At 71.3% G+C, this 25978-nt stretch carries 28 protein-coding genes and 4 tRNA genes; 20 read left to right on the top strand and 12 right to left on the bottom strand.

Going from position 1 to position 25978, the window contains the following annotated elements; genetic code table 11:
- The first annotated feature begins 56 nt into the window (after window positions 1–56).
- From N542_RS0104730 to N542_RS0104700, 7 genes are all read left to right on the top strand, one after another.
- Window positions 57–959 (top strand): ABC transporter ATP-binding protein, encoded by a 903-nt coding sequence (locus N542_RS0104730; protein ID WP_028642942.1) that lies wholly within the window; start codon window positions 57–59, stop codon window positions 957–959.
- Window positions 956–1765 carry an ABC transporter permease gene (locus tag N542_RS0104725; protein WP_028642941.1) on the top strand — a complete coding sequence of 270 codons (810 nt, stop codon included), beginning with the start codon at window positions 956–958 and terminating at the stop codon, window positions 1763–1765. The genes N542_RS0104730 and N542_RS0104725 overlap by 4 nt, the downstream gene beginning before the upstream one ends.
- A 1-nt stretch (window position 1766) precedes the next feature.
- Complete coding sequence (locus tag N542_RS0104720; protein ID WP_028642940.1) at window positions 1767–2570, top strand: ABC transporter permease; 804 nt, start codon at window positions 1767–1769, stop codon at window positions 2568–2570.
- Between the two features lie 20 nt (window positions 2571–2590).
- Window positions 2591–3331: a ribonuclease PH gene (gene rph / locus N542_RS0104715; RefSeq protein ID WP_028642939.1), complete on the top strand. Its 741-nt coding sequence runs from the start codon at window positions 2591–2593 to the stop codon at window positions 3329–3331.
- A complete protein-coding gene (gene rdgB, locus N542_RS0104710; protein WP_028642938.1) occupies window positions 3324–3941 on the top strand; it encodes an RdgB/HAM1 family non-canonical purine NTP pyrophosphatase in 618 nt (205 codons plus the stop codon). Before rph ends, rdgB begins: the two co-directional genes overlap by 8 nt.
- Window positions 3938–4525: a lysophospholipid acyltransferase family protein gene (locus N542_RS0104705; RefSeq protein ID WP_028642937.1), complete on the top strand. Its 588-nt coding sequence runs from the start codon at window positions 3938–3940 to the stop codon at window positions 4523–4525. The genes rdgB and N542_RS0104705 overlap by 4 nt, the downstream gene beginning before the upstream one ends.
- Window positions 4526–4606: 81 nt before the next feature.
- Window positions 4607–5182, top strand: coding sequence for a hypothetical protein (locus N542_RS0104700; RefSeq protein ID WP_155992851.1), 576 nt, complete (start codon window positions 4607–4609; stop codon window positions 5180–5182).
- A 36-nt stretch (window positions 5183–5218) separates the two neighbouring features.
- Here N542_RS0104700 and N542_RS0104695 read toward each other — a convergent pair.
- Window positions 5219–5292: transfer RNA gene (locus N542_RS0104695), tRNA-Leu, on the bottom strand.
- A gap of 40 nt (window positions 5293–5332) precedes the next feature.
- The gene (gene bcp, locus N542_RS0104690) at window positions 5333–5824 is read right to left on the bottom strand and encodes a thioredoxin-dependent thiol peroxidase (RefSeq protein ID WP_028642935.1); all 492 of its coding nucleotides are present in this window, start codon (window positions 5822–5824) and stop codon (window positions 5333–5335) included.
- A 104-nt stretch (window positions 5825–5928) separates the two neighbouring features.
- Between bcp and N542_RS0104685 the strand changes: the two genes are divergently transcribed.
- Genes N542_RS0104685 through N542_RS0104660 form a run of 6 tightly spaced genes read left to right on the top strand, consistent with a single transcriptional unit; the run spans window position 5929 to window position 9008 of the window.
- A complete protein-coding gene (locus tag N542_RS0104685; protein WP_028642934.1) occupies window positions 5929–6627 on the top strand; it encodes an energy-coupling factor ABC transporter permease in 699 nt (232 codons plus the stop codon).
- Window positions 6624–6938: a PDGLE domain-containing protein gene (locus N542_RS27770; RefSeq protein ID WP_197025859.1), complete on the top strand. Its 315-nt coding sequence runs from the start codon at window positions 6624–6626 to the stop codon at window positions 6936–6938. The genes N542_RS0104685 and N542_RS27770 overlap by 4 nt, the downstream gene beginning before the upstream one ends.
- 1 nt (window position 6939) lies before the next feature.
- Complete coding sequence (gene cbiQ / locus N542_RS0104675; RefSeq protein WP_028642932.1) at window positions 6940–7608, top strand: cobalt ECF transporter T component CbiQ; 669 nt, start codon at window positions 6940–6942, stop codon at window positions 7606–7608.
- Window positions 7605–8357, top strand: a complete 753-nt coding sequence (locus N542_RS0104670; RefSeq protein ID WP_028642931.1) for an energy-coupling factor ABC transporter ATP-binding protein — start codon at window positions 7605–7607, stop codon at window positions 8355–8357. Before cbiQ ends, N542_RS0104670 begins: the two co-directional genes overlap by 4 nt.
- Before the next feature lie 56 nt (window positions 8358–8413).
- The gene (locus tag N542_RS0104665; protein WP_028642930.1) at window positions 8414–8668 is read left to right on the top strand and encodes a DUF3618 domain-containing protein; all 255 of its coding nucleotides are present in this window, start codon (window positions 8414–8416) and stop codon (window positions 8666–8668) included.
- Between the two features lie 40 nt (window positions 8669–8708).
- Complete coding sequence (locus N542_RS0104660; RefSeq protein WP_051551515.1) at window positions 8709–9008, top strand: GroES family chaperonin; 300 nt, start codon at window positions 8709–8711, stop codon at window positions 9006–9008.
- Between the two features lie 37 nt (window positions 9009–9045).
- Here the strand turns inward: N542_RS0104660 and N542_RS27765 are convergent, their stop codons facing one another.
- Together N542_RS27765 and N542_RS0104650 are read right to left on the bottom strand one after the other, a co-directional pair.
- Window positions 9046–10302 carry a hypothetical protein gene (locus tag N542_RS27765; RefSeq protein WP_051551401.1) on the bottom strand — a complete coding sequence of 419 codons (1257 nt, stop codon included), beginning with the start codon at window positions 10300–10302 and terminating at the stop codon, window positions 9046–9048.
- Window positions 10303–10471: 169 nt separating this feature from the next.
- The gene (locus N542_RS0104650) at window positions 10472–10891 is read right to left on the bottom strand and encodes a PPOX class F420-dependent oxidoreductase (RefSeq protein WP_028642928.1); all 420 of its coding nucleotides are present in this window, start codon (window positions 10889–10891) and stop codon (window positions 10472–10474) included.
- A 90-nt stretch (window positions 10892–10981) separates the two neighbouring features.
- Between N542_RS0104650 and N542_RS0104645 the strand changes: the two genes are divergently transcribed.
- Complete coding sequence (locus N542_RS0104645) at window positions 10982–11782, top strand: transglutaminase-like domain-containing protein (protein WP_028642927.1); 801 nt, start codon at window positions 10982–10984, stop codon at window positions 11780–11782.
- A 64-nt stretch (window positions 11783–11846) separates the two neighbouring features.
- Here N542_RS0104645 and N542_RS0104640 read toward each other — a convergent pair.
- Both N542_RS0104640 and N542_RS0104635 read right to left on the bottom strand, forming a co-directional pair.
- Window positions 11847–11922: transfer RNA gene (locus N542_RS0104640), tRNA-Lys, on the bottom strand.
- A gap of 74 nt (window positions 11923–11996) precedes the next feature.
- Complete coding sequence (locus N542_RS0104635; RefSeq protein ID WP_028642926.1) at window positions 11997–13568, bottom strand: phytoene desaturase family protein; 1572 nt, start codon at window positions 13566–13568, stop codon at window positions 11997–11999.
- A gap of 155 nt (window positions 13569–13723) precedes the next feature.
- Here N542_RS0104635 and N542_RS26375 point away from each other — a divergent pair, with 155 nt between their 5' ends.
- Window positions 13724–15730, top strand: coding sequence for an ATP-binding protein (locus N542_RS26375; RefSeq protein ID WP_051551400.1), 2007 nt, complete (start codon window positions 13724–13726; stop codon window positions 15728–15730).
- A 290-nt stretch (window positions 15731–16020) separates the two neighbouring features.
- Here N542_RS26375 and N542_RS0104625 read toward each other — a convergent pair.
- A tRNA-His gene (locus tag N542_RS0104625) sits at window positions 16021–16096 on the bottom strand.
- A gap of 41 nt (window positions 16097–16137) precedes the next feature.
- Entirely contained in the window at window positions 16138–16794 is a 657-nt protein-coding gene (orn, locus tag N542_RS23395) for an oligoribonuclease (RefSeq protein ID WP_036506472.1), read from the bottom strand.
- Between the two features lie 74 nt (window positions 16795–16868).
- On the opposite strand from orn, the gene N542_RS0104615 reads away from it, so the two are divergent.
- From N542_RS0104615 to N542_RS0104600, 4 genes are all read left to right on the top strand, one after another.
- Window positions 16869–17342: a MauE/DoxX family redox-associated membrane protein gene (locus N542_RS0104615; protein ID WP_028642925.1), complete on the top strand. Its 474-nt coding sequence runs from the start codon at window positions 16869–16871 to the stop codon at window positions 17340–17342.
- Window positions 17342–18085 carry a DsbA family protein gene (locus N542_RS0104610; protein WP_028642924.1) on the top strand — a complete coding sequence of 248 codons (744 nt, stop codon included), beginning with the start codon at window positions 17342–17344 and terminating at the stop codon, window positions 18083–18085. The genes N542_RS0104615 and N542_RS0104610 overlap by 1 nt, the downstream gene beginning before the upstream one ends.
- Before the next feature lie 19 nt (window positions 18086–18104).
- Window positions 18105–19130, top strand: coding sequence for an adenosine deaminase (locus N542_RS0104605; RefSeq protein WP_231482455.1), 1026 nt, complete (start codon window positions 18105–18107; stop codon window positions 19128–19130).
- 101 nt (window positions 19131–19231) lie between these two features.
- On the top strand, window positions 19232–19888 hold the full coding sequence (locus N542_RS0104600; protein WP_028642922.1) for a response regulator transcription factor: 657 nt from the start codon (window positions 19232–19234) through the stop codon (window positions 19886–19888).
- Between the two features lie 7 nt (window positions 19889–19895).
- On the opposite strand, the gene N542_RS0104595 is transcribed toward N542_RS0104600, so the two are convergent.
- Window positions 19896–22301 carry an SCO7613 C-terminal domain-containing membrane protein gene (locus N542_RS0104595; protein WP_028642921.1) on the bottom strand — a complete coding sequence of 802 codons (2406 nt, stop codon included), beginning with the start codon at window positions 22299–22301 and terminating at the stop codon, window positions 19896–19898.
- Between the two features lie 79 nt (window positions 22302–22380).
- A tRNA-Arg gene (locus N542_RS0104590) sits at window positions 22381–22454 on the bottom strand.
- A gap of 217 nt (window positions 22455–22671) precedes the next feature.
- Here N542_RS0104590 and N542_RS0104585 point away from each other — a divergent pair.
- Window positions 22672–23901: a glycoside hydrolase family 6 protein gene (locus tag N542_RS0104585; RefSeq protein WP_081795014.1), complete on the top strand. Its 1230-nt coding sequence runs from the start codon at window positions 22672–22674 to the stop codon at window positions 23899–23901.
- Window positions 23902–24101: 200 nt separating this feature from the next.
- Here N542_RS0104585 and N542_RS27385 read toward each other — a convergent pair whose 3' ends face one another.
- Window positions 24102–24503, bottom strand: a complete 402-nt coding sequence (locus N542_RS27385) for a PGPGW domain-containing protein (protein ID WP_036506468.1) — start codon at window positions 24501–24503, stop codon at window positions 24102–24104.
- Between the two features lie 55 nt (window positions 24504–24558).
- Complete coding sequence (locus tag N542_RS0104575; RefSeq protein WP_028642919.1) at window positions 24559–25926, bottom strand: aminopeptidase P family protein; 1368 nt, start codon at window positions 25924–25926, stop codon at window positions 24559–24561.
- Window positions 25927–25978: the final 52 nt, after the last annotated feature.

The following is a 25978-nucleotide window of genomic DNA, read 5'->3' as shown; positions in this document are numbered from 1 at the left end:
GCGTGTCGGGACCCAGGGTCGATGTCTCCCGCCGTCCGATGCGGCACGCTGGGGCCATGATCACGGTTGAAGGACTGACTCGGAAGTACGGAACGTTCACCGCAGTGGACGACGTCAGCTTCGTCTGCCAGCCCGGGAGGGTGACCGGCTTCCTCGGTCCCAACGGTGCGGGCAAGACGACCACGATGCGGGTGATGGTCGGGCTGACGCCCCCCACGTCGGGACGGGTGACCATCGGCGGTCACCTCTACCAGGACATCCCCAACCCGGGCCGCCACGTCGGCGTCCTGCTGGACGCCTCGGCCCAGCACGCCGGCCGCACGGGCCGCGAGATCCTCGAGCTCGGCGCCCGCACCATGGGGCTCCCGACGACCCGCGTCGACGAGATGCTCGACCTGGTCTCGCTGAGCCAGTCCGAGTCGAAGCGCCGCCTGCGCAACTACTCGCTCGGCATGAAGCAGCGCCTCGGCATCGCCCACGCGCTGCTCGGCGACCCGTCGGTGCTGATCCTCGACGAGCCGGCCAACGGTCTCGACCCAGCCGGCATCCGGTGGATGCGTGGACTGCTGCGCGGGTACGCCGAGCGCGGCGGCACGGTGCTGCTCTCCAGCCACCTGCTCAACGAGGTCGAGCTGATCGCCGACGAGATGATCCTCATCGGCCACGGCAGGATCGTCGCCCAGGGCGACAAGAAGTCGCTGCTGGCGGGTGCCGCGGGCTCCGGCTCGACCTTCGTCACCGCGCTCGACAACAACGCGCTGTCGGCGGCGCTGTCCGCCAAGGGCTTCACGGTCGCGAGCGCGGGCGAGGGCCTCCGGGTGGAGACCGAGCCCGTCGAGGTCGGTCGGGCGGCGGTCGAGCACCAGATCGTGCTCACCGACCTCCGCGCCGCCGACGGCGGTCTCGAGGACCTGTTCCTGGAGCTCACCTCCGACACCCAGCGCGAGGTGCTCGGATGAGCGCCACCGCCGCTCCCGGGCTCGGCCACGCGCTGGACCTCTCGTCGACGTCGCCGACGCCGTTCCTCCGGATCGTGCGCGTCGAGGCGCGCAAGACCTGGGACACCCGCGCGGGCCTCTGGCTGCTGATCTGCACCGCGGTGCTGACCGCTGCGGTGATGGCGATCCAGCTCGCGGTCGTGCTCGCCCAGGACCTCCAGGTCTCCTACCTCGACTTCCTGACCTCGACGAACTTCTCGATCGCCATCCTGCTCCCGGTGCTCGGCATCCTGCTGCTCACCAGCGAGTGGAGCCAGCGCACCGCGATGGTCACCTTCTCCCTGGAGCCGCGTCGGCCGCTCGTCATCGCGGCCAAGTTCGTGGTCGGCATCGGCCTGGCGGTCACGGCCGTCGTCATCGCGCTCGTCCTGGCGGCGATCTGCAACGCGCTCTACGGCGCGATCTCCGGCGACGAGGTGGTCTGGGACCTGGGCATCGCCAACGTCGGCGGGTTCGTGCTCCTCCAGGTGATCGGCATGCTCACCGGCTTCGCGTTCGCCGCGCTGCTGCTGAACTCGCCGGCCGCGATCGTCCTCTACATGGTCTACTCCTTCGTCCTGCCCGGTCTCTTCGCCCTGGGCGCGGCCCTGATCGGCTGGTTCGGCGACCTGCAGCCCTGGATCGACTTCAACTACGCCCAGGGACCGCTGATCGACGCGACGATGACCGGTGAGGACTGGGCGCACTTCGCGGTCGCCGGCCTCATCTGGCTCGTCCTGCCGCTGACGATCGGCGTGTGGCGCGTGCTGCGCGCGGAGGTGAAGTGAGATGAGCACGACCTTCCCCGGCCTGGGGCACGCGCTGGACATCTCGTCCACCACCCCCACCCCGTTCCTCCGACTGGTCGGGGTCGAGCTCCGCAAGTCGTACGACACCCGGGCCGGCTTCTGGCTGCTCGCGGTCATCGGCTTCCTGGTGCTGCTCACCGAGGGCGTCGTGCTCGCCGTCACGGTGACCCAGGACGAGGCGATGTCGTACGGCGACTTCGTGGCCGCGGCCGCGTTCGTCACCTCGATCCTGCTGCCCGTCCTCGGCATCATGCTCGTGACGGCCGAGTGGGGGCAGCGGACCGCGATGGTCACGTTCGCGCTCGAGCCCCGCCGGCCGCTGGTGTTCCTGGCGAAGGCCGTGGTCGGGCTGATCCTCACCCTGGCGACGATCGCGATGTCTCTCGTGGTCGGCCTGGTGTGCAACCTGCTCTACGGCGTGATGGAGGGCGGCGCCGACTGGACCTTCGGCTGGGCGGGCTTCTTCGGGTTCCTGATCACCCAGAGCCTGGCGATGCTCGGGGGCTTCGCGCTGGCGACGCTCTTCCTCAACACCGCCGCCGCCATCGTGGTGTTCTTCGTCTACCGGTGGGTCCTGCCGGGCCTGATCGCCCTGGGCGCCGCGCTCATGGACTGGTTCGACAGGATCGCTCCGTGGATCGACTTCCAGTCCGCGCAGGGCCCGCTCTACGACATGTCGCTGAGCGGCGAGGAGTGGGGACAGCTGCTCGTGTCCGGCTTCATCTGGCTCGTCGTCCCGCTCGTCATCGGGATGCGACGGGTGCTGCGCGCGGAGGTCAAGTAGGGCGCACTAGTCTCGGCGGCATGACTGCACGCGAGGACGCGCCCCGAGAAGACGGCAGGGCCGACGACGAGCTCCGGCCGGTGACCATCACCCGCAACTGGCTCGACCACGCGGCCGGGTCGGTGCTGATCGAGTTCGGCCGCACCAAGGTGCTCTGCGCCGCGTCCGCGTCGCCGGGCGTCCCGCGGTGGCGCAAGGGCTCCGGCCTGGGCTGGGTGACGGCGGAGTACGCGATGCTGCCGGCCTCCACCAACACCCGCTCGGACCGCGAGTCGGTCAAGGGCCGCATCGGTGGCCGCACCCATGAGATCAGCCGGCTGATCGGTCGCTCGCTGCGCGCGGTCATCGACTACGAGGCGCTCGGTGAGAACACCATCCAGCTCGACTGCGACGTGCTCCAGGCCGACGGCGGCACCCGGACGGCCGCGATCACCGGGGCCTACGTCGCGCTGGCCGACGCGGTCGCGCACCTGCGCTCCACCGGCGCGCTGACCGGTGAGCCGCTGACCGGCTCGGTCGCGGCGATCAGCGTCGGCATCATCGACGGGGTCCCGCGCCTGGACCTGCCGTACGTCGAGGACGTCCGCGCCGAGACCGACATGAACGTCGTGATGACCGGCGAGGGCAAGTTCGTCGAGGTGCAGGGCACCGCGGAGGGCGCGGCCTTCGACCGCGCGGAGCTCGACGCGCTGCTGGAGCTGGCCGCCAAGGGCTGTGTCGACCTCACCCGCCTCCAGCAGGAGGCGCTCTCCGGTGGCTGAGCCAGACGCAACCAGGATCTTCCTGGCCTCGCGCAACCTCAAGAAGATCGAGGAGATGGAGCGCATCCTGCGCGAGCACCTCCCCGAGGTCGAGGTCCTCGGCATCGACCAGGTCGAGGGCTACGAGGAGCCGGTCGAGGACCAGGCGACGTTCGAGGGCAACGCCCTGCTCAAGGCGCGCGCCGGCGTGCTCGCGACCGGGCTGCCGTCGATCGCCGACGACAGCGGACTCTGCGTCGACGCTCTCAACGGCATGCCCGGCGTGCTGTCCGCGCGCTGGTCCGGGCCGCCCAAGGACGACGCCCGCAACAACCAGCTGCTGCTCGCGCAGCTCGACGACGTGCCGGACGAGCGGCGTACGGCGCACTTCCACTGCGCCGTCGCGTTCTGCCACCCGGACGGCGAGGAGCTCACGAGCGGCACGATGCCCGGCCGGATCACCCGGGAGGTCCGGGGGAGCGGCGGGTTCGGGTACGACGTGCTCTTCGAGGCCGACGCCCGACCCGGGCTGACGACCGGCGAGCTGAGCCGTGAGGACAAGGACGCCATCTCGCACCGCGGGTGGGCGCTGCGCCGGATGGCGCCGATCGTGGCCCGGGTGCTGCGATGAGCCGCCACTTCTTCCTCCGCCGCAACCTCGCCCGCATCCTGCTCAAGCTGTCGCGCTGGCGGACGGTCGGCGAGGTGCCGCGCAAGGGCATCCTGGTCGGCGCACCGCACACGTCCAACTGGGACTGGGTGCTCACCATGCTGCTGGCGTGGGACAACGACATCCAGATCCGGCTGCTGGTCAAGGACTCGTTCTTCAAGGGTCCGCTGGCACCGATCATGCGTGCCAGCGGGGCGGTCGAGCTGGACCGGGCCAACCCCGGGGCGACCATCCGCACGCTGCTCGCGGACGCCGAGACCGACGAGACCTTCTTGCTCGGCATCGCGGCGGAGGGCACGCGCAGCAAGGGCGACTACTGGAAGTCCGGGTTCTACCGGATCTCCCAGCAGACCGGCCTGCCGATCACCCTCGCCTTCCTCGACGCGCCCTCGCGCACCGTCGGCTGGGGTCCGACGTTCCCGGTCTCCGGTGACGTGGGTGCCGACATGGACCGGATCCGGGCCTTCTACGCCGACAAGACCGGCATCAAGCCGGAGGGCACCACCGAGCCCCGACTGCGTGAAGAGGGCACCCAGACCGGCTGAGTCGTGCGAGCGAGCCGGAGCGGCTGCGACTCCCAGCGCGCACCCAGCGCCGTCCCAGCGGTGGGTGTCAGCGTGCGCCTCATGAAGACGACGAGCTCGAAGCCCTCCGCCGTGACCGTGCTGGGTCTGGGGGTGATCGTGGTGCTCCTGGTCCTGGCCAGCACCGGAGGTGCCGTGGCAGGCGCCCTGATCACCGGCAAGCAGATCAAGGACGGCACGATCACCGCCGCGGACATCAGGAACAGGTCCGTCGCGACCACCGACCTCGCTCCGGCGACGCTGCGGGCCCTGTCGGGCAGGACCGGTCGCGCCGGGCCCGCGGGCCAGCGGGGGCCGGTCGGGGCCACCGGGCCGGCCGGCGCCGCCGGGATGAAGGACGTGACGGTCCGCTCCTCGACGGTGAGCGGTCAGTGGGTCGCCGACGTCCAGCTGCTCTGCCACGCGGACGAGCGGGCCATCAGCGCCGGCGTCTTCACCCAGACCACCGGCGAGGCGGTGCCGTACGTGGTGATGGACTCACCGATCAAGGCCGGCTTCCACAAGGTCTTCGACGGCGAGCAGCTGGGTCTCGGTGGCGGCTGGTGGGCCATCGTGCAGAACACGGGGACCAACGGGACCGTGTCCGCGACGCTCAACGTGCTCTGCGCGAAGGACTGAGGAGGCGGTCGCCCTCAGCCGGGCTCGGTGGTCCGGTGCGCCCGGAGAGACTCGAACTCTCACTGGCCACGACCTAAACGTGGTGCCTCTGCCAATTGGGCTACGGGCGCGCGGAGGAAGTCTCTCAGACCGTCGCCGGGCAGGGATCGCTCAGCGCGGCTCCTCGTCCGCGTTGTTGAGCTCCAGGTCGCGGCGCAGCTTGGCGACGTGCCCGGTGGCCTTGACGTTGTACTGCGCCAGGAAGACCTTGCCGTCCTCGTCGACCACGACCGTGGAGCGGATGACGCCCTCGACGGTCTTGCCGTACAACTTCTTCTCGCCGAAGGCGGCGTACTCCTTCATCACGACCTTGTCGGGGTCGGAGAGCAGCGTGATGGTGAGGCCGTCGCGCTCGCGGAACTTCGCGAGCTTCGCCGGCTTGTCGGGCGAGATCCCGAGGACCTCGTAGCCCGCCGCCTGCAGGGACGAGAGCGAGTCGGTGAAGTCGCAGGCCTGCTTGGTGCAGCCGGGCGTCATCGCAGCCGGGTAGAAGTACACGATCACCTTGCGACCGAGGAAGTCGCCGAGGGCGACGTCGTCGCCCACGTCGTTGGTGAGCGTGAACTCGGGGGCGGTGTCACCGGGGGACAGGCGCTGGCTCACAGGGATGGGCTCCTTCTCGCAAACAATGTGCAATAACGTACGCTGAGCGGTCTCGGGCACCACCAACGTAGCGCCCGACCCCGGCCCCTCGAGCAGGAGAGCGCATGCACGTCCCCGACGGCTTCCTCGACGCACCGACGTCGATCGCGACCGGTGCGTTCGCCGCGGTCTGCGTGGGCACCGCGCTGGTGAAGTCGCGCAAGGAGCTGGACGACCGGACGGCGCCGATGATCGGGCTCGTCGCGGCCTTCGTCTTCGCGGCGCAGATGATCACCTTCCCGGTGGGCGTCGGCACCAGCGGGCACCTCATGGGCGGGGCGCTCGCCGCCGTGCTCGTCGGTCCGTGGTCGGCCGTCCTGTGCCTCAGCGTGGTCTTCACCGTGCAGTGCCTGCTCTTCGCCGACGGCGGGATCACCGCGCTCGGCACCAACATCACCCTGATGGGGCTGACCACGGTCGCGGTCGGCTACCTGGTCTTCAGGCTGCTCCAGGCCGTGCTGCCCAAGCGGACCTCGCTGGTCGCGCTCGAGGCCGGCATCGGCGCGTTCGTCTCCGTCCCGGTCGCCGCGCTGCTCTTCGTCGGGCTCTACGCGGTCGGCGGCGCCACCGACATCCCGCTCGGCAGCCTCGCGACGGCGATGGTCGGCGTGCACGTCCTGATCGGCATCGGCGAAGGCGTGATCACCTTCCTCGCTGTCGGCGCGATCCTCGCCGTGCGCCCTGACCTCGTGTACGGCGCCCGTCGGCTCCTGGCGCAGCGCGAGCTCGAGATCAAGCCCTCGTCGACGGGAGCAGCCGCGTGAGGACCATCGCCACGAAGTGGGTCGCCCTCGGCATCCTGCTGGCCGCCCTGCTGCTCGCCGGCGGCGTCAGCTACTACGCCTCCAGCCAGCCCGACGGCCTGACCAGGGTCTCGCAGGACAAGGGCTTCGCCAGCACCCAGAAGGACCACCGGGCCGCCGACAGCCCCCTGGCCGGCTACGCCGCGAAGGACGTCGACAACCGGCGCCTCTCGGGCGGGCTCGCCGGTGTGGTCGGCGTCGTCGTCGTGCTCGCCCTCGGCACCGGCCTCGCCTACGTCGTACGCCGTCGCGACCGCCGGCCAGCCGCCTGAGATGGGCGCCGGACACGGCCACAAGCTGCACTTCCACGGCCACTCGGCGATCCACCGCGTCCCGGCGCACCTGAAGATCCTGGCGCTGCTGGCCTTCATGATCATCGTGGTCGCGACCCCGCGCGACTGGTACCTCGCGTACGGCGCCTACCTGCTGGCCATCGGAGTCGTCATCGGCGTCTCGCGGGTGCCCCCGACGTACCTGCTCAAGCGCACGGTCGTCGAGGTCCCATTCGTGCTCTTCGCGGTGCTGCTGCCGTTCGTCGCGACCGGCCCCCGGACCGAGGTGCTCGGCGTCAGCGTCAGCGAGCACGGCCTCGAGGCCGGGATCGCGCTGCTGGTCAAGGGGACGCTCGGCGTGCTCGCCAGCCTGACCCTGGCGGCGACCACCGAGCCGCAGGAGCTGCTGCTCGGCCTCGAGCGCCTGCGGCTGCCCCAGCAGCTCGTGCAGATCATGTCCTTCATGGTGCGCTACCTCGACGTGGTCACCGGCGAGATGCAGCGGATGAGGGTCGCCCGCGAGTCTCGGGGCTTCACCGCGCGCAACCCCCGGCACTGGCCGGTCCTGGCCAGGTCGGCCGGTGCGCTCTTCATCCGGTCCTACGAGCGCGGCGAGCGGGTGCACCTCGCGATGCTGTCGCGCGGCTACACGGGCAGGATGCCGAAGTGACGGCTCCGGTCCTCGACGTCCGCGGCCTCGCCTACGCCTACCCCGACGGTCACCAGGCGCTCTTCGGCGTCGACCTGCACGTGCACCAGGGCGAGCGGGTCGCGCTGCTGGGCCCCAACGGTGCGGGGAAGACCACGCTGGTGCTCCACCTCAACGGCATCCACACCGCGGGCGCCGGCTCGGTCGAGGTCAGCGGGCTGAGGGTCGAGAAGGCCAACCTGCGCGAGATCCGGCGTCGGGTCGGCATCGTCTTCCAGGATCCCGACGACCAGCTCTTCATGGGCACGGTCCGCGCGGACGTCGCGTTCGGCCCGGCCAACCTCGGCATCGGGGGCGCCGAGCTCGACCGCCGGGTCATGCACGCGCTCGAGCAGGTCGGGATGGCGGAGTACGTCGACCGCCCGCCCCACCACCTCTCGTTCGGGCAGCGTCGGCGGGTCGCCGTCGCCACCGTGCTGGTGATGGAGCCGGAGATCCTGGTGCTCGACGAGCCGTCGTCGAACCTCGACCCGGCCTCGCGCCGCGAGCTCGCCGACATCCTCCGCTCCCTCGACGTCACCGTCCTGATGGTCACCCACGACCTGCCGTACGCGCTCGAGCTGTGCCCGCGGTCGGTGGTGCTCAGCGGCGGGACGGTGGTGGCCGACGGGACGACGTACGACGTGCTCACCGACGACGCCCTGATGCGGGCGCACCGCCTGGAGCTGCCCTTCGGATTCGACCCGCGCACGGCGATGCCCCGACCCTGACCTGGGTACGGCGCGGTTGATAGCCTCACCCCGAACCCGTCGACGGAGGAGAACCTGTGAGCAAGGACGACTCGTTGTCCGCTCTCGAGCGCGAGATCGAGCAGACCAGGGAGCAACTGGCGACCACGATCGACCAGCTCCTCTACCGGTCGCACCCCAAGACCATCGTCAGCCGTGAGGTCAGCAGCATCAAGGCGCACTTCGTGGACCCCGCGACCGGCGAGCCGCGCACCGACAACATCCTCAAGGTCGTCGGTGGCGTCGTCGGGGTGGTCGCGCTGCTCGTGGTCATCCGCAAGGTCGTCAACTGACGCCGTGAGTGACGCGCTGGGTAGCAAGACCCCGATCAAGATGCTCCACGACCGGGTCCTGGTCGAGCTCGACCGCGAGTCCGGTGAGCGTCGGTCCTCGGGCGGCATCGTGATCCCCGCGACCGCCGCGATGGGCGCCCGGCGCCTCGCCTGGTCGAAGGTCGTGGCCGTCGGGCCGCACGCCCGGGCCGTCGAGGTCGGGGACCGCGTGCTCTTCGACGCCGACGACAAGTCCGAGGTCGAGGTGCACGGCGAGCTGTACGTCGTGATGCGCGAGCGCGACGTGCACGCGGTCGCCGCCGAGCGGGTCGGCGACGAGGCAACCGGCCTCTACCTCTGACGAGGTAGAGACCGGCTGCGGGTCGGTCGGATGGTCCTCAGCGGACCCGGACCACCAGGGGCTTGGTCACGACGCCGCCGACGGCGACCCGGAACTTGTAGGTCCCGGCCTTGACCAGCCGGGGGTAGGTCACCTTGGCCGTGCCGTTCGAGCGGATCGACGCCTTCGAGGTCGCCTTCCAGACACCGCCCGTGAGCCGCTGCACCGTGACCGCGGTGGCGTCGGTGTCGGTCACCGACACCCAGTCGGCCTGGGGTGCCGAGCCGCGCCTGATGGTCGCGGCGGTCGTGAATCCGAGGACCTGGGTCGAGGCTGCCGGAGCCGGCTCGGCCGAGGGCGCGGCGCAGGCGTGACCCTGCCAGTGGTAGTTGGTGCCACCGACCTGGACCCAGACCACGTCGTACGCCGTGAGACCGGCCGGCCACTGCCGGTGGTCGGCGTAGGTGAACACCGTGCGGCCCGACCAGGTGCCGGTGTCGTGGTGGAAGTTGAGCGTGAGCGGGCCGTCCGGCGTCGTGAACCGGATGTTGACGTCGTTGGACTGTCCCGACGGCAGGTTGGCCGGGTAGTCGACCGTCAGCGCGTCGCAGCCCGGGGCCGCGTAGGTCCAGTCCCAGCTCCACGGGGAGAGCGCGGGGGGCGTGACCGCGGCGTCATGGGTGACCCCGGGGACGCCGGTCGGCTCCGTGGTGGGCGCCGGCGCCGGGTCCGGGGTGGGGTCCGGCGTCGGGTCCGGGGTGGGGTCGGGTGTCGGGTCCGGGGTGGGGTCGGGCGTCGGGTCCGGGGTGGGGTCGGGCGTCGGGTCCGTGGTCCCGCCGCCCGTCGAGCACTCGTCCACCCAGAAGACCTTGGACTTCTTGGTCGAGCCCTTCGAGCCGGTGGTGTCCGTCGTCATCTTGACGTGGAAGCTGCCGTTCTTCGCCGTGCCCGCGAAGGCCAGCGTGTAGGTCTGCCGGGCATCGAGGTCCTTGTCGCCGCCCGCGGCGTCGCCGCCCACGAACACCTTCTGCGGGCCGGTGACGCTCAGGTCGCCGGTGGTCGGTGCCTGGGACTCGAACTGGACCGTGGACACGATGTTGGCGCCCTGGTCGAAGCCGTACCACTCGACCTTGAAGGTGCACGCGACGTGCGGGTCGTTGCCCGGGGTGGTGGCGTCGTCGACGCCGGCGATCTTGACGCTGCCGTTGTTGCCGCCGGGGCTCGCCGGCGCGGCGAGGGCCGACTGGCTGCCCAGCACGAGGAATGTCGGCACGAGCGCGGCTGCGGCGAGTGCGGTGACGAGCGGTGCTCGCATCGTGGTGTCTCCCGGGATCTGGGGCTGGTCGAGCGGTCTCGATCAGCTCTCCAGGAGAGCGTTACATGCGCGAAACGTCGTGTCTGTGGCTGTGGATGAAGCGTGTACGGGCGATGGACCAACCTTGCGTTTCCCTTGAGGAAAGCCGTCGAGGCGCGCAGATCCACGCTCAGCGGAGCATGCCGTACGCGTGCGTCGCGGCGACCCGGACCACCACGCGCTGGTCGCGGACCAGCGCCGCGCGGTAGTCCTCCCAGTCCTCGTGCTCGCCGGCCAGCGCCCGGTAGAGCTCGACCAGCTCCTCCGCGGCCTCGTCGTGCGGCTCCGCGACGACCGCCGACGTGGTGACGTCGCCCTCGAGGACGGCGTACGACCAGAAGCTCCCGCCGTTGACGTGGATCGCCGCCCACGGCGTACGGCGCAGGTTGACGTACTTCGCCCGGTCCGCGGTGGTCGACACCCGGACCAGGCCGTCGTCGCCGACCGCCGCGAGCACGTTGGAGAGCTGCGGCCGGCCGTCGGCCTTGATGGTCGTCAGGATCGCCTGACGGTTGGTGCGCACGGCATCGAGGGCCTGCTGGATCTCCATGCGTCCATCATGCTCGCCCGTGCACAACCTCACAGTCACCCGCCCGGTCGCGATGCCGCCACTGTGGCCAAACCGTGTGACGATCCGCGTATGGACCGCACCGTGGGCGCAGAGCTGGGAATCACCGCCTACGGCGAGTGCGAGCTGGAGCTGCAGATCGCCGTCGCGAGGACCCCCGGCCTGCACGTCGTCGAGGAGCTCACGATCGCCCATGAGAACGGCGACGTCACGCCGGTCGAGGTCGACACCGCCCACGACGGCCGCCTCCACCTCGTGACCCTGCCGGCGGGCTTCTCGCGCGTCACCTACCAGGCCCGGGTCAGCGGCGTCGCCGAGCTGCCGGACCCGGCTCCGGCCGACCTGTCGCTCTACCGACGGCCCAGTCGCTACATCGAGTCCGACACCTTCGGTGGCTTCGCGGTCTCGGAGTTCGGGGACGTGAGCGACGAGGACCTCCTCGGCGCCGTCTCCTCCTGGGTCGGGACCCGGCTCGTCTACGTGCCGGGCAGCAGCGGGCCGACGACCGGTGCCACCGACACCCTGCTGAGCGGTGCCGGCGTGTGCCGTGACTACGCCCACCTCGTGATCGCACTGCTGCGATCGCTCCGGGTCCCGGCCCGGCTGACCGCCGTCTACGCGCCCGGCTGCGACCCGATGGACTTCCACGCGGTCGTCGAGGCCTTCGTCTCCGGCGCCTGGCAGGTCGTGGACGCGACCGCGCTCGCGCCCCGGTCGTCGCTCGTGCGGATCGCGACCGGCCGGGACGCCGCGGACACGGCGTTCATGACGACCGTGAGCGGCAACGTCAACCTCGACTGGTCCTCCGTCAGCGCCGTCGCCGACGACGGCCTGCCCGCGGACGACGTCACGCAGCTCGTCGCGCTGCGCTGAGCGCGACGCCCACCAGACGCACGAAGGGCCGGGAACCTGGTGATTCCCGGCCCTTCGAGGGTGGTGGTACGGCATCAGGGACTCGAACCCCGAACCCGCTGATTAAGAGTCAGCTGCTCTGCCAATTGAGCTAATGCCGCGCGTGGTGAAGCGACGTGAACGATACCAGCGGGAGTCGATCGAGAAAAATCGAGGGCCACCGTCGCGGGCGGGGTCAGAGCGAGGCAAGCACCGCGTGCGCGGCGCTGTGACCGCCGAGGCCGGAGACGGCGCCGCCGCGGCGCGATCCGGAGCCGCAGACCAGGACCGACGCGACGTCGGTCTGCACGCCCCACTGCTGCGCCGGGGTGTCCAGGCGGGCGCGGTTGGGTGCCCAGGGCCACTCGAGGTCGCCGTGGAAGATGTGGCCGCCGGGCATCGCCAGGTCGCGCTCGATGTCCTGCGGGATCTTCGCCTCCAGGCACGGCTTGCCATCGGCATCGGTCGCCAGGCAGGTCTCGATCGGGTCCTCGAGGTGCAGGTTGAGCGACTCGATCGCCCGCGCGACGGCGAGCCGCTTGGCGCCCTCCGGGTCGCGCTCGAAGAGCGCCGCCGGGGTGTGCACGCCGAAGTAGGTCAGTGTGTGGGTGCCGGGCCGGGCGTCGCCGAGGATCGAGGGGTCGGTGAGGGAGTGGCAGTAGATCTCCCCGGGCAGCACCCGCGGGACCCGGCCGGCCGCTGCGTCATCGTACGCCGCTGCCAGCTGGCTGTAGTCCTCCTCGAGGTGGAGGGTGCCGGCGAAGGCGACCTCCGGGTCGGCGCCCGAGCGCAGGCGCGGCAGGCGGTCGAGGAGCATGTTGATCTTGAGCTGGGAGCCGGCCGGCTTCGCGTCCGCGTCCTCGGACCCGCCGAGGAGGATCTGCAGCACCCACGGTGCGACGTTGGCCAGGACGTGGCGGGTGCTGACGCTGTGGGTGCCGGTGCCGTCGTCCCAGGTCACCTCGGCGGAGTCGTCGGACGCATCGATCCGGCTCACGCCCGCCGAGGTGAGGATCTCGGCGCCGGCGTCGGTGGCCGCCCGGGCGAGGGCGTCGGTGACCGCGCCCATCCCGCCGACCGGCACCCGCCACTCGCCCGTGCCGTTGCCGATCAGGTGGTAGAGGAAGCAGCGGTTCTGCAGCAGCGACGGGTCGTTCATCGACGCGAACGTGCCGATCAGGGCGTCCGTCGCGACGACGCCACGGACGGTGTCGTCGGCGAAGCGGGCCTCGATCGTCTCGCCGAGCGGGTTGCTGACCAGGTCGCTCCACAGCGCGGGGTCGACCCGGTCGCGGATCTCGCGCTCGAGGGGGAGCGGGCGGAGCAGGGTCGGCGCGACCACCTCGGCCAGCTCTCCGACCTCGCCGTAGAAGCGCCGCCAGGCGGCGTACTCGCTGTCCCCACCGGTCAGCGCGCGGAAGGACTTCTCGGTCTTGCCCCTCTCGGGGCGCTGGACGAGCAGGCCGCCGGGGTGGCCGTCGCGCAGGGTCGGCGTGTACGACGCCACCGACCGCGACTCCAGCCGCAGGTCCAGGCCGAGGTCGGCGATCAGCTGCTCCGGGAGCAGCGAGACCAGGTAGGAGTAGCGCGACAGCTGCGCCTGGTGACCGGAGAACGCCGGCGCTGAGACGGCGGCGCCGCCGGTGTGGGCGAGCCGCTCCAGCACCAGCACCGACAGCCCGGCGCGGGCGAGGTAGGCCGCTGCGACCAGACCGTTGTGGCCGCCGCCGACGACCACGACGTCGTACGTCTTGCGCTCCGAAGTCATTCGTTCAACTTAGGCCAACCCCCTGACCGCAACTGAAGGCAGGCACCGGATCACGGCACGTCGCGTGTCAGACTGACCGCCTCACGAGAGGATGAGCCGACCGTGTGACGGGGCAGACCGCTCGGGAGGTGGGCGTGACAACGAGATCGTCCTCGATGGTCCCTGCCCTCGGCATGCTGGTCCTGACGGCCGTCTTCGGCACCCTGGCGCTCTACGGCAGCCCGGAGGGCGGGGACGCGATCGGCATCTGGCCGGCGGCGCTCGCCTCCTCGACGCTGCTCGTCTCACGGCGCCCGCCGACGGCGGTCGTGCTCGGCCTGGTCTTCGTGATCGCGTTCGGCACGATCTGGACGGCGCGGCCGGCGGACGTGGCGGTCGGTCTCGCCCTGGGCATCACCGCCGAGAGCTGGGTGGTGTGGTGGGTCCTGACCGGCGGGGTGCGCGAGCGCCCACCGCTCTTCACCAACATCGACCTCGCCCGCTACATCGCATCGGCGGCGATCGGTCACTTCGTGGTGGCCCTGGCAGCCATCCTCACCAGCTTCGCCACCGGGTGGGGCAACCCGTGGCTGCTCGGCCTGGCGGTCGGTACGTCGAGCCTCGCGTCGCAGCTGTCGGTCACGCCGTTCTTCTGCCGGCTGCGGCCGCACCGCGGGCTGGCCCAGACGTTCGAGCGGGTCGCCCAGTGGGCGCTGATCCTGACCGTGACGCCGATCGTCTTCGTGCTCGACGACATCCCGGCACTCGTGTTCATGGTGATCCCGGTGCTCGCGTGGGGCGCGCTGCGCAGCGGTGCCTACGAGTCGATCGCCCAGCTCTTCGTGGTGCTGGGCTTCGCGATCGGGATGACGACCCGCGGGCTCGGGCCGTTCGCCAACGTCGACGAGCGCTACGGGCTGCCGCCGGACGTCCAGGGCATCCTGCTGTCGATCTTCATCATCGACTGCGCCCTCGTGGTGGTGCCGTTCGTGCTGAGCGTCGGCGAACAGCTCGAGAACGCGCGCCAGGTCGCCGCCGAGCGGGACCGGGTCCAGAGCATCGTCAACGGCACCGCCGGCGTCGCGATCATCGGCTCCGACTCGCTCGCCCAGATCACCCTCTTCAACCCCGGTGCCGAGCGGCTGCTCGGCTACACCTCCGAGGAGGTGCTCGGGAAGTCGAGCCGGATGCTCCACAGCCCGGAGAGCATCGCCGAGAAGGCCGCCGAGCTCGGGGTGGCCGACGACTTCGCCGCCGTCGCCGCGGCGATCATCGGGCGTGGCCCCAGCGACATGAAGTTCGTCCGCAAGGACGGCGAGGAGCGCAGCCACTCCATGTCGCTCAACCGCATCGTCGACGACCGCGGCGGGGTGATCGGCTACGTCAGCACCTCCGAGGACATCACCGAGCGCCTCGAGGCGGAGAACCGGCTCGTCGAGTCCCTCGAGACCGAGCGCCAGGCGGTCGAGCGACTCCGGGAGGTTGACCGGGTCAAGGACGCCTTCGTGTCCAGCGTCAGCCACGAGCTGCGCACCCCGATCACCAGCATCCTGGGCTACACCGAGATGCTCGAGGACGGCGCGTACGGCGCGCTCGGTCCCGAGCAGCTCGACGCCGTCCAGCGGGTGGGGGTCAACAGCGAGCGGCTGCTCTCGCTGATCGACGACCTGTTGACCCTGTCCCGGCTGCAGGACGGGGGACTCGCGATGGTCGACCGGGTGGTCGACCTGCGCAAGGTGATCGCCGCCGCCTGCGCGGTCGTCGCGCCCACCCTCGAACGACGGGAGCTGGACCTCGACCTGGACCTGCCCGAGGAGCCCGTCCCCTTCCTCGGCGACCGCGACATGCTCGAGCGCGTGGTGATCAACCTGGTGGGCAACGCCGTGAAGTTCACGCCCGACCACGGCCGGGTCGCCGTCAACCTGCTGGTCGGGCCGGAGTGGATCGTGATCGAGGTGGCCGACAACGGCATCGGCATCCCCAAGCACGAGCAGGAGCAGCTCTTCACCCGCTTCTTCCGCTCCTCGCTCGCCCAGGAGCGCGCCATCCCCGGCAGCGGCCTCGGTCTGTCGATCGCGCACGCGATCGTCGAGCAGCACGGCGGGTCGATGGCGGTGGAGTCCGAGGCCGGCCTCGGTACGACGTTCCAGGTGCGGCTGCCGGTGCTCGCGTCTGCTGCCTAGGCCACGTCCTTCTCGAACCACGCCTCGGCGTACGGGTTGTCGTTGTAGCGCGCGCTCTGGAGATGCTGGTGCTGGCACTCACCGCGCTCGTCATCGCCGCGACGACGCGGACCTCGACCGGGGGAGCGGCGACGTGAGCGTCCAGATTCCCGGCCCCGCCCGGAGCCGCCGGAGCACAGCCGATGGACGAGGAGCTCGACGTTCGCGCCGACAGCCGACAGCCGACAGCCGGCTCGTCCGGAGACGGATCGAGCCCCTGACCTGTCGTCCAGGTCAGGGGCTCGACGTACTGGGGTGAGTAACGGGACTCGAACCCGCGACATCCGCCACCACAAGGCGGCGCTCTACCAGCTGAGCTATACCCACCAATGCCGGTCCCGGAGGACCGAGGAGAAAGTGTAGGGGAACTACTTCCCGTTCGTGGAATCGACCTCGGGAGTGGGGTCGCCGTCCGCCGTGAGCCCGGTGAGGGCGCCTCCGTGGCGGGCCGCGATCTTGCGGGCGACGTCGCTCTCGGGTCCGGGAGACGGCACGAAGACCGCCTCGCGGTAGTAGCGCAGCTCCTCGATGCTCTCCTGGATGTCGGCCAGCGCGCGGTGGTTGCCGCGCTTGGCCGGAGCCTGGAAGTACGCGCGGGGGAACCAGCGGCGGGAGAGCTCCTTGATCGAGGAGACGTCGACGATCCGGTAGTGCAAGAAGGTCTCGAGGGTGGGCATGTCACGGGCCAGGAACGACCGGTCGGTGGCGACGGTGTTGCCCGCCAGCGGTGGCCGGCTGCCCTCGGGGCAGTGCTCCTTGATGTACGCCAGCACCCGGTCCTCGGCCTCGCCGAGGGTGACGCCCCGGTCGAGCTCGCGGGAGAGCCCCGACTTCTCGTGCATCTCGCGCACGAAGTCGTTCATCTGGTCGATCGCCTCCGGCGGCGGCTTGACGATGATGTCGATGCCGTCACCGAGCACGTTGAGCTCGAAGTCGGTCACCAGGGCCGCGACCTCGATGAGCGCGTCCGCGCCGAGGTCGAGCCCGGTCATCTCACAGTCGATCCAGACGAGTCGGTCATTCACGAGACGTCACCCTACGCGGAGAGGCGCGGAACGCTCTCAGTCGCGACTCAGCCTGTGCCCCTAGGGTCGGACGCGTGAAGGAATGGATTGGCCTACTGCTGCGGCTGGTGGTCGGCGGGGTCTGGATCTTCGCGGCGGCGATCAAGCTGCCCGACCCGGCCCAGAGCGTCGCCGCCGTCCGCGCCTACCAGCTGCTGCCGAGCAGCATCGTGCCGACCGTGGGCCAGCTGCTCCCGGTCGTCGAGATCGTCGTCGGCGTGATGCTGGTGATCGGCCTGCTGACCCGGGGAGCGGCGGTCATCTCCGCGGTGCTCTTCGTCGCCTTCATCATCGGCATCGCCTCGGTCTGGTCGCGGGGGATCAACATCGACTGCGGTTGCTTCGGCGGTGGTGGGGCCGACCCCGACGCCGCGTCGAAGTACCCCTGGGAGATCGCCCGCGACGTCGGGCTGCTCGCCGCCTCGCTCTTCCTGGTCTGGCTGCCGTCGACCAGGCTGTCCCTGGACTCCGTCCTGTTCCGCCGCACCGCCACGCCCGGAGGAATCTGATGTCGAAGAAGAACCGAGGCACCGACCGGACCGCCCGTGCGGCGGCGGCGTTGGCGGAGCAGCAGCGACAGGAGCGTCGGCGCCGCAACCTCATGATCGGTGGCGTCGTCGGCGTCATCCTCGCCATCGTGCTGGTCGGCTTCTTCGTCCAGCGCAGCCTCGACACCAGCACCGACGTCAACGCGGACCCGGCCGGCTCGAGCAGCGAGTTCGGCGTGACCATCGGGCCGGACGACGCGCCCAACAAGGTGGTCATCTACGAGGACTTCCTCTGCCCCTACTGCGGTGAGCTGGAGAAGAAGACCCGCGACGACCTCGCGCAGCTCGCGGCCGACGGCAAGGTCCAGGTGGAGTACCGCCCGTTCGACCTTCTCGGCGGTGGAGACCCGAAGAGCTACTCCGTGCGATCCGCGGGGGCCTTCTCGATCGTGCTGGACAAGGCCACGCCAGAGATCGCCAAGAAGTTCCACGACCTCCTGTACGAGAACCAGCCCGAGGAGTCCGGCCCGTTCCCGAAGAGCTCCGCCCTGGCCGACCTGGCTGTCGAGGCCGGCGCCGACGAGTCCGCCGTACGATCCGCGATCGAGGGCGACGAGGGCACCCCGTGGGTCACCCGGGCGACCAAGGCCGCCGACGACGCCGGGGTGCGCAGCACCCCGACGATCCTCCTGAACGGCGAGGTCTTCCAGGACGGGACGACCATCGACGACCTGGCCGCCGGCCTGATCGCCAAGCTGCAGTAGGCGGTGCGAGGATCGTCCGGTGCTGTCTGACTTCATCGCCCGTCTGCCGAAGGCGGAGCTCCACGTCCACCACGTCGGGTCGGCCTCGCCGCGCATCGTGTCCGAGCTCGCCGAGAGGCACCCGGGCACGGTGCCGAGCGACCCCGACGAGCTGCGCCGGTTCTTCGAGTTCCGCGACTTCGCCCACTTCATCGAGGTCTACCTCGCCGTCGTGGACCTGATCAGGACGCCGGAGGACATCCGCTACCTGACCCACGAGGTCGGCCGTGAGATGGCGACCGGCCAGGGCCTGAGGTACGCCGAGCTGACGTGCACGCCGTACACCTCCGTGCGGCCCGACCGCGACGACCTGGGGATGCCGATCGAGGCGTACACCGAGGCGCTGGAGGACGCCCGGACGGCCGTCGAGCGCGACTTCGGACTGGTGCTGCGGTGGATCTACGACATCCCGGGCGAGTCCGGGCTGCCGGCGGCCGACGCCACCCTCGGCTACGCGCTGGACCACCGCACCGACGCCCTCGTCGGCTTCGGTCTCGGCGGTCCCGAGATCGGGGTGCCGCGGCCGCAGTTCCAACCGCACTTCGACGCCGCCCGGGCCGCGGGCCTGCACAGCGTGCCGCACGCGGGCGAGACCACCGGGCCGGAGACGGTCTGGCACGCCCTGCGCCTCCTCGGCGCGGAGCGGGTCGGGCACGGCACCTCCTCCGCGCAGGACGCTTCGCTGCTGGCCCACCTCGCCGAGACCGGCATCCCGCTCGAGGTGTGCCCGTCGTCCAACATCGCGACCCGGGCGGTCGCTCGGTTGGAGGAGCACCCGATCCGCGCCTTCCGTGACGCGGGGGTGACCATCACCGTGAACTCCGACGACCCGCCGATGTTCAACACGACGCTCAACCGTGAATACGAGATCGCGGCCGACCTGCTGGACCTGGACGAGTCCGGGGTGGCCGACCTGGCGCGCACCGCGGTGCGGGTCTCGTTCGCCGAGGACGCGGTCAAGACGCGGGTCCTGGCGGAGATCGACGCGTACGCCGCAAATGGTTGAGGCCCCGCGAGCTCATACCAAGCGGGGCCACGTCCTTTCTATCGCTCCGCGAACCCGGATCCCCGCATTGGCGGGCGTGTCCCTGGCATTAGGCTGGTGACATGGCTCCAGGTCCAATCCGCGTAGCAGTGGTCAACGACTACGAGATCGTGGTTGCGGGCGTTGCCGCCATGCTCGCCCCCTACCACGAGCGCGCGAGCATCGTCGAGATCGACTCCAACCTGCCGGTCATCAGCGACGTCGACGTGATCCTGTACGACACCTTCGCGGCCGTGCAGGGCGACGGGTTCGATCTGGTGGAGCTCGTGCGCGGCAGCAACGCCCGGGTCGTGATCTTCAGCTGGAACATCGACGACAGCCTGGTCCGGGCCGCCCTCGACCGGGGCGCGTCGGGCTACCTCTCCAAGGGCCTCGACGCCGAGCACGTCATCTCCGGGATCGAAGCGGTGCACGCCGGCCAGACGGTGACCCCGCCGGCGGTGGAGGTGGTCGACCGGACCGCCGTGGGCGAGTGGCCGGGGCGTGAGGCGGGGCTCAGCGCGCGCGAGTCCGAGGTGCTCGCCCTGATCACCCAGGGCCTGAGCAACCAGGAGATCGCCGGGCGCACCTACCTGTCGATCAACTCGGTCAAGACCTACATCCGCACGGCGTACCGCAAGATCGAGGTGACCCGCCGCTCGCAGGCGGTCGCGTGGGGGATGCGGCACGGCTTCGAGCCGACCCGGACGCGCAGCGTCGTACCGAACGGCCAGCGCTGAGCGACGCTCACTGCAGCCGGCGCAGGTAGCCGGCGGCGGAGCGCACGTCGCGCATCCGGTGCTCCCACGTGATCCCGACGACGGTGAGCAGCGTGCCCGCGATCCCGATCAGGACCCACTGCGGCACGGCGGCGGCGTACGGCGCCAGCTCGCGCAGCACGAGCAGCGCGCCGACCGTCGCGCCGACGACGATCGGGCAGCTCCAGCGCTGCTGGGCTCCGACCAGCACGAGCACCAGGCAGCCGGCACCGAGCAGCACGGCACGCACGGAGACCGGATCGACCAGCACCCAGAGCAGCGACGGCACGGTGGCCAGCGCCAGCCCGGGACCCAGGGCCCGCACGGTCGGCGTGGTGGGGTCGCGGTGCAGGCGGACCAGGCCCAGGACCAGCAGCGTCGCGGCGCTGGGGAGGGTGTAGGCCTCGGGCGCCTCGACACCGAGGTCCGCGAGCCGGACCCAGGTCGCTGCCGCCAGCAGCACCGCGCCCGGCCAGCCGAGGGACCGCCGGTCGGCGTGGATCAGCGCGCTGGCGGTGACCAGAGCACCGGCGAGCGTGAGGTGGATCGCCAGCGCCGTGACCTCGTCCGTCGACGTCGCGATCGCGGCGGTGGCGGCGACGGTCATCGCCAGCGCGGCACCGAGCTCGATCTCCGGCCTCGGCAGCACGATCGCCAGCAGCCCGACGACGACCATGACCGGGAGCCCCCGCCACGCGGTGGACACGTCACCGGCGGCGAGCACGGACCAGATCAGCCCACCCGCGGCGAGCGGCAGGACGAGGCCGCCGGCGACCTCTGCCTCGTCAAAGACCCCGCACCACCGGACGGCCGCAGCCGCCAGCACGAGCACCGCTGCGACCAGTGCCGTCAGGCCCGCGCTGGGCAGCGCGACGGCCGTGGAGGCCAGCAGCACGGCGCCACCGGCGGCGGTCTCGAGCGCACCGCCCCGGTCGGTGCGGCGTACGGCGTCCGCGACCAGCAGCGCGCCGACCACGGCGAGGGCGGCCGTGATGCTCCAGAGCGGCACGGGGTAGAGCGCCATCGTGCCCACCAGGCTGACCCCGACCGCAGCGCCGCAGGTCACCAGCACGCTGAGCGAGCGCTGGCCGAGCGCGATCGTCACGGCAGCGAGCGCGGCGACGCCGAGGGTGAGGAGGGCGGGCGCGGCGACGGGGACGGGGTCGCTCAGCCGGAGGGTGATGGTGCCGGTGAAGGGCGGCACGGTGTCGAAGGCGTTGGCCCCGGCCGCGATGGCCAGCGCGACGGCGACCGCGGCAACGGGCGCCGCGCCCAGCACGAGCGGGACCAGGGCGACGACCCGCCAGCCCCTCGGTGCGGCGACCGCGCCGACCGTCCAGAACCCGAGGACCGCCAGACCGACCAGGGCGATCGTCGTGGCACTCTCGTCCACCGCCGGCACCGCCACGGTGATCGTGAGCAGGGCGGTCGCGCTCGCGAGGAGGCCGGTGACGACCGGCCGGTGGGTCCGGTCGACCAGGAGGGGGAGCAGCACCATCACGGATGCCGCCAGGAGCGGGTAACCGTGGCCGGTCACCCACAGTGCCCGCCAGGTGGCCTCCGCGGTCGCCTCGCCCAGGGCGGAGACGGTGAGGCCGACCCACCAGGTGCTGCCGCCGACGACGGCGGCGACGCGCAGGACCCGGAGCCAGCCGGGACGGGCCACGACCGCGAGGGCGGCGTACCCGACCACGACCACCGTGGCGATCAGCTGCCACCGGTCACTCGTCCCGAGGGCACCGAAGCCGATGCCGGAGACGGCGCCCGCGGCGACGAGCTGCGGCGCACCGAGTCGGCCGGTCACGCCGAGCGCCAGCGCCGCCGTCAGCACCACCGCGCTGGTGACGGCCACGAGCGGTCCGGTGCCGAGATCGCCGAGCCAGCCCGCATTGTCGGCGCCGATCACGTCGAGCGCCAGCAGTCCCAACGACACGGTGGTGAGCGCCTCGGCGGCCACCCGCAGCCCCCGCCGGCCGAGCACCCCGCCGAGGCCGCCGCTGACCAGGGTCAGGCCGACGAGCACCGCCGTACGACCGCCGATGCCGAGCCACGTCAAGGCGACGGCGAGGAAGATCACCGCGGCAACGAGCAGGCACAGGGCGCCGAGGCCGAGCAGGATCCGCGGCACCGACGCTCCGCTGATGCCGCGCGGCTGCGCGGGAGGAGGTGTCGGGGCCGGGTACGGCGTCCGCTCGGTCGCCGCACCGGCGGGCGGCTGCACCGCCGACTCGACCCGCAACCGGGCCAGCAGGTCGTCGGCCGTCCGCAACGTCTGCAGCAGCTGACCGGCGAGCGGGTTGCGGAGGTCGAGGCGACAGGCCGGGCAGCGGGTGACGTCGACGGGGAGTCGGGCGCTGCAGTCGGGGCAGCCGAAGGGATCTGCGTAGCGGGGCATGGCGCTCATTGACCCACGCAGCGTTGCCTGCGGGCATGAGTACGAGGCACTAAGTACGGACCCCAGCTGCTCGCTGCGGCGCCCCCGGCAGGACTCGAACCTGCGACCAGCGGATTAGAAGGCCGCTGCTCTATCCAGCTGAGCTACGGAGGCCGGAGGTCGATGAGGACCTGCGCGCAAGGATAGTCATCACGTGCCCCAGGTTGTCGGCTGGCTCCGGAAATGGCCTGTCGCCTCATCTCGGTGGCACATCTGCCGATCGGTGAACGTGGACGTCACTCGGACGGCACCATGAACCCTTGGTGCGGACGACCCGGCGTCCGGCCCTGCTGATCTGAGAGGAGCCGCGCGACCGCGCGGACGACAGTCGATGAACCTTGCCTCCCCTTCCTGGCACCTCCACCTGAGACGGGCCGTCGTGGCCGCGCTCGCGCTCGGGCTGGTAGCCCTCCTCACGGGTGGGTCCCACCCGGCGGCCGAGGCCTCGCAGGCCGCGCAGCAGCACCGGGTGACCGCCGCCGACCGGACGGCACTGGTGCCGGTCCGCGAGGTGTGGCAGCGCGCCGAGGCGCCGTACGCCGAGAACAGGTGGAACCCGCTGGCCCGACGCGTCTGGGGGGTCTACCAGGGTCCGCAGGACCAGGCCTCCGTGCCGTACCTCGCCTCGACGGGCAAGCGGCACCGGATGCTGGCGACGATCGCGCTCCGGCCGAAGGCCAAGTGGTACGGCGGGTTCGTGCCCGACTCCAAGATCCGCTCGTCGGTCCGCAAGTACATCGCCTCCTCACAGGCCGGCGACCCGCGCAAGCTCGTCCAGATCACCGTCTTCCGGATGGAGCCGTGGGAGCACGAGGCGTGCGGACGCCGGTCGACCGACGCCGAGCGGGTGAGCTACCGCAGGTGGATCAAGGAGCTGGCGGCCGGCATCGGCGACACCCCGACGCTCGTGGTCATGCAGCCCGACGGTCCCTTCCTGTGGTGCGTCCCCGACCTCGCCGTGAAGTCCCGGCTGCTGACCTACGCGACGAAGACGCTCTCCGCCCTGCGTCGGACCAGCGTCTACATCGACGCGGGCGCCGCTGACTGGTGTGAGAACGACAAGGGCGCCAACCCCGAGCGCTGCGCGGGGATCCTGAAGCGGACCGGGATCCGGTACGCCCGCGGGTTCGCGCTGGACTCCACGCACTACACCGGGCCGGCCGACAACATCGCGCACGGCGCGAGGATCGTCGCCGCGCTGCGCCGCGACGGCTACGGCACGAAGCACTTCATCATCGACACCGCCAAGAGCGGCCGGCCGACGATGTGGGGCGACATGATCCCGGCGACCAAGACCGACCTCAAGGACAACGCCCGCGTCTGCCGGACGAAGACCCAGACGCGGTGCGTCACGCTTGGCATCCCGCCGACCGTGCGCGTCGCGAACGCCCGGTGGGGGATGTCGCAGGCGACCCGGACGGTGGCCAAGAGGTACGTCGACGGGTTCGTCTGGTTCGGCCGCCCGTGGCTCTACAACCAGGCTGACCCGTTCCTGCTGAGCCGAGCGCTGACGATGGCGAAGTCGACGCCCTGGCCGGGTCCGCTGCTCCCGACGAACTGAGGTCTGCGGAGGGCTGCGGGGGTTTCGAGGCTCGGCGCTGGGGCGCCTCGCACCTCAACCAGCGGGGGCTCCGCTGGGGCGCCTCGCACCTCAACCGGCGGGGGCTCCGCCGGGGCGCCTCGCACCTGAACCAGCGGGGGCTCCGCCGGGGCGCCTCGCACCTCAACCAGCGGGGGCTCCGCTCGCGCGGTGACCTGCGGTCAGGCGAGGGCCTGGGTGCCGATCAGGGCGGTGACGGCCGAGGTCAGGGCGGTCGTGGCGACCAGGAAGCCGGCGGTGGCGACCAGGCCGACGAGTCGGCGGGCGCGAGAGCCGTCGCGGGGGAAGACGACCGCGCGGAGCCGGGACAGCCCGTGGCCCAGGAGCGCCAGCGCGTGGCGGGCCCAGGCGTACTCGAGGGCCAGGAGCGCGAAGCCCAGGGCGATGACGACCAGGCCCGGCCCGGGAAGCACGAGCATGGCGACACCGGCGGCGATGACGAGTGGGCCGCCGACCGTGACGAGGACCTTGACCACGACCGCGCGCACGGGTCCGGCGTTCGACCACTCCTCGATGCGGGAGAGGAAGGCGTGCGCGCGGGGCGAGAGAGCGTGGTCGGCCATGACTCAGGGTCCCAGGCAGGCCTGAGAGCCGACTGAGCGCCGCGGCCGCGCCGGATCAGCCGCGCAGGCGGCCCATCCACTCCTCGACGTCGCTCGAGGTGCGGGGCAGTGCGGCGGAGAGGTTGGTGGAGCCCTCGGCGGTGACCAGCAGGTCGTCCTCGATCCGGATGCCGATGCCGCGCAGCTCCTCGGGGACCAGGAGGTCGTCCTCCTGGAAGTACAGCCCGGGCTCGACGGTCAGGACCATGCCCTCGGCCAGGGTGCCCTCGGCGTACGCCTCCGGTGCGGCCTGGCCGCAGTCGTGCACGTCCATGCCGAGCATGTGGCTGGTGCCGTGCAGGGTCCAGCGGGCGTAGACGCGGCTCTCGGGATCGAGTGCCTCCTCGGCGGAGACGGGCAGCAGCCCGAGGTCCTCCAGGCCGTGCGCGAGGACGTCCATCGCGGCGTTGTGGCCGACCCGGAAGGTCGCGCCCGGACGGATCGCGTCGATGCCGGCCTGCTGGGCGGCGTGGACGAGGTCGTACAGCTCGCGCTGCAGGTCGGTGAACCGGCCGTTGACCGGCAGCGTGCGGGTGACGTCGGCGGTGTAGAGCGAGGTGTTCTCGACCCCCATGTCGAGGAGCACCAGCTCGCCGGGGGTCATCGGACCGGTGTTGTCGATCCAGTGCAGCGTGGTCGCGTGCTTGCCGCCGCCCACGATCGAGTCGTAGCCGATGTCGTTGCCCATCGCGCGGGCGCGGCGGAAGAAGGTGCCCTCGACCCAGCGCTCGCCGTACTCCAGGACCCGGTCCCACTCGCGCACCACGTCCTCGAAGCCGAGGGTGGTGATGTCGCACGCCTCCTGCAGCTGGCCGACCTCCCAGTCGTCCTTGATCAGACGCAGCTCGGAGGCGACCCGCGCCAGCTCGGTGTCCGTGGTGAGCCGGCGGGTCTTGCGGTCGTCGTCGAAGGACGGAAGCGCGTCGATGTGGCGCACCTCGAGCCCGAGCGAGTCCGACATCTCCTTCAGCGACGGACGACGACCGGCCCACAGCTCGCCGTACTGACGGTCGCGGAAGAACTCGTCGGTGTCGCGGGAGGAGCGGGGGCGCGCGTAGAGCACGGACTCACCGTCATCGATGACGAGCACGGCGTCACTGGTCTGGTTGCCGGAGAAGTAGGTGTGAGCGGTGTCGGGCCGGAAGCGGTAGTCGGTGTCGTAGGCGCGCACCTTGTAGGTGCCGGCCGGGAGCACGAGTCGCTCGCCCGGGAACGCGTCGGCGAGCCGCTGTCGGCGCTTCGCGGCCGGGGCGGCGACCTCAGCGACGGGGAGGTCGAGCTCGCGCTCGCCCCAGCCCTGACGCATGAACGCGGCGTACGCCGCCGGGACGGCCGGGTCGTGCGATTCGGTCTTGGGCTCGGTGCCGGTCTCGTTCTCGCTCACCCGGTCACTCTACGCCGCGTTTCCCGAGGTCAGGACGGGCCCCGATAGGCTG

Origin of the sequence: Nocardioides sp. URHA0020 (assembly GCF_000620705.1) — a bacterium.
GTDB lineage: Bacteria > Actinomycetota > Actinomycetes > Propionibacteriales > Nocardioidaceae > Nocardioides.
The sequence above is the reverse complement of the archived record's forward strand: the minus strand, read 5'-3'. Positions and strand labels throughout refer to the sequence as shown.

Bases quoted from the DNA above. Each gene is read 5' to 3' on its own strand.
- N542_RS27385 (WP_036506468.1), bottom strand. From the start codon at position 24,503: ATGGCCGACCACGCTCTCTCGCCCCGCGCGCACGCCTTCCTCTCCCGC.
- N542_RS0104600 (WP_028642922.1), top strand. From the start codon at position 19,232: ATGGCTCCAGGTCCAATCCGCGTAGCAGTGGTCAACGACTACGAGATC.
- N542_RS0104700 (WP_155992851.1), top strand. From the start codon at position 4,607: ATGAAGACGACGAGCTCGAAGCCCTCCGCCGTGACCGTGCTGGGTCTG.
- N542_RS0104725 (WP_028642941.1), top strand. From the start codon at position 956: ATGAGCGCCACCGCCGCTCCCGGGCTCGGCCACGCGCTGGACCTCTCG.
- N542_RS0104705 (WP_028642937.1), top strand. From the start codon at position 3,938: ATGAGCCGCCACTTCTTCCTCCGCCGCAACCTCGCCCGCATCCTGCTC.
- N542_RS0104635 (WP_028642926.1), bottom strand. From the start codon at position 13,568: ATGACTTCGGAGCGCAAGACGTACGACGTCGTGGTCGTCGGCGGCGGC.
- N542_RS0104585 (WP_081795014.1), top strand. From the start codon at position 22,672: ATGAACCTTGCCTCCCCTTCCTGGCACCTCCACCTGAGACGGGCCGTC.
- N542_RS0104685 (WP_028642934.1), top strand. From the start codon at position 5,929: ATGCACGTCCCCGACGGCTTCCTCGACGCACCGACGTCGATCGCGACC.
- cbiQ (WP_028642932.1), top strand. From the start codon at position 6,940: ATGGGCGCCGGACACGGCCACAAGCTGCACTTCCACGGCCACTCGGCG.
- N542_RS0104650 (WP_028642928.1), bottom strand. From the start codon at position 10,891: ATGGAGATCCAGCAGGCCCTCGATGCCGTGCGCACCAACCGTCAGGCG.
- N542_RS0104730 (WP_028642942.1), top strand. From the start codon at position 57: ATGATCACGGTTGAAGGACTGACTCGGAAGTACGGAACGTTCACCGCA.
- N542_RS26375 (WP_051551400.1), top strand. From the start codon at position 13,724: ATGGTCCCTGCCCTCGGCATGCTGGTCCTGACGGCCGTCTTCGGCACC.
- N542_RS0104720 (WP_028642940.1), top strand. From the start codon at position 1,767: ATGAGCACGACCTTCCCCGGCCTGGGGCACGCGCTGGACATCTCGTCC.
- N542_RS0104610 (WP_028642924.1), top strand. From the start codon at position 17,342: ATGTCGAAGAAGAACCGAGGCACCGACCGGACCGCCCGTGCGGCGGCG.
- N542_RS0104595 (WP_028642921.1), bottom strand. From the start codon at position 22,301: ATGCCCCGCTACGCAGATCCCTTCGGCTGCCCCGACTGCAGCGCCCGA.
- N542_RS27765 (WP_051551401.1), bottom strand. From the start codon at position 10,302: ATGCGAGCACCGCTCGTCACCGCACTCGCCGCAGCCGCGCTCGTGCCG.
- rph (WP_028642939.1), top strand. From the start codon at position 2,591: ATGACTGCACGCGAGGACGCGCCCCGAGAAGACGGCAGGGCCGACGAC.
- N542_RS0104660 (WP_051551515.1), top strand. From the start codon at position 8,709: ATGCTCCACGACCGGGTCCTGGTCGAGCTCGACCGCGAGTCCGGTGAG.
- N542_RS0104645 (WP_028642927.1), top strand. From the start codon at position 10,982: ATGGACCGCACCGTGGGCGCAGAGCTGGGAATCACCGCCTACGGCGAG.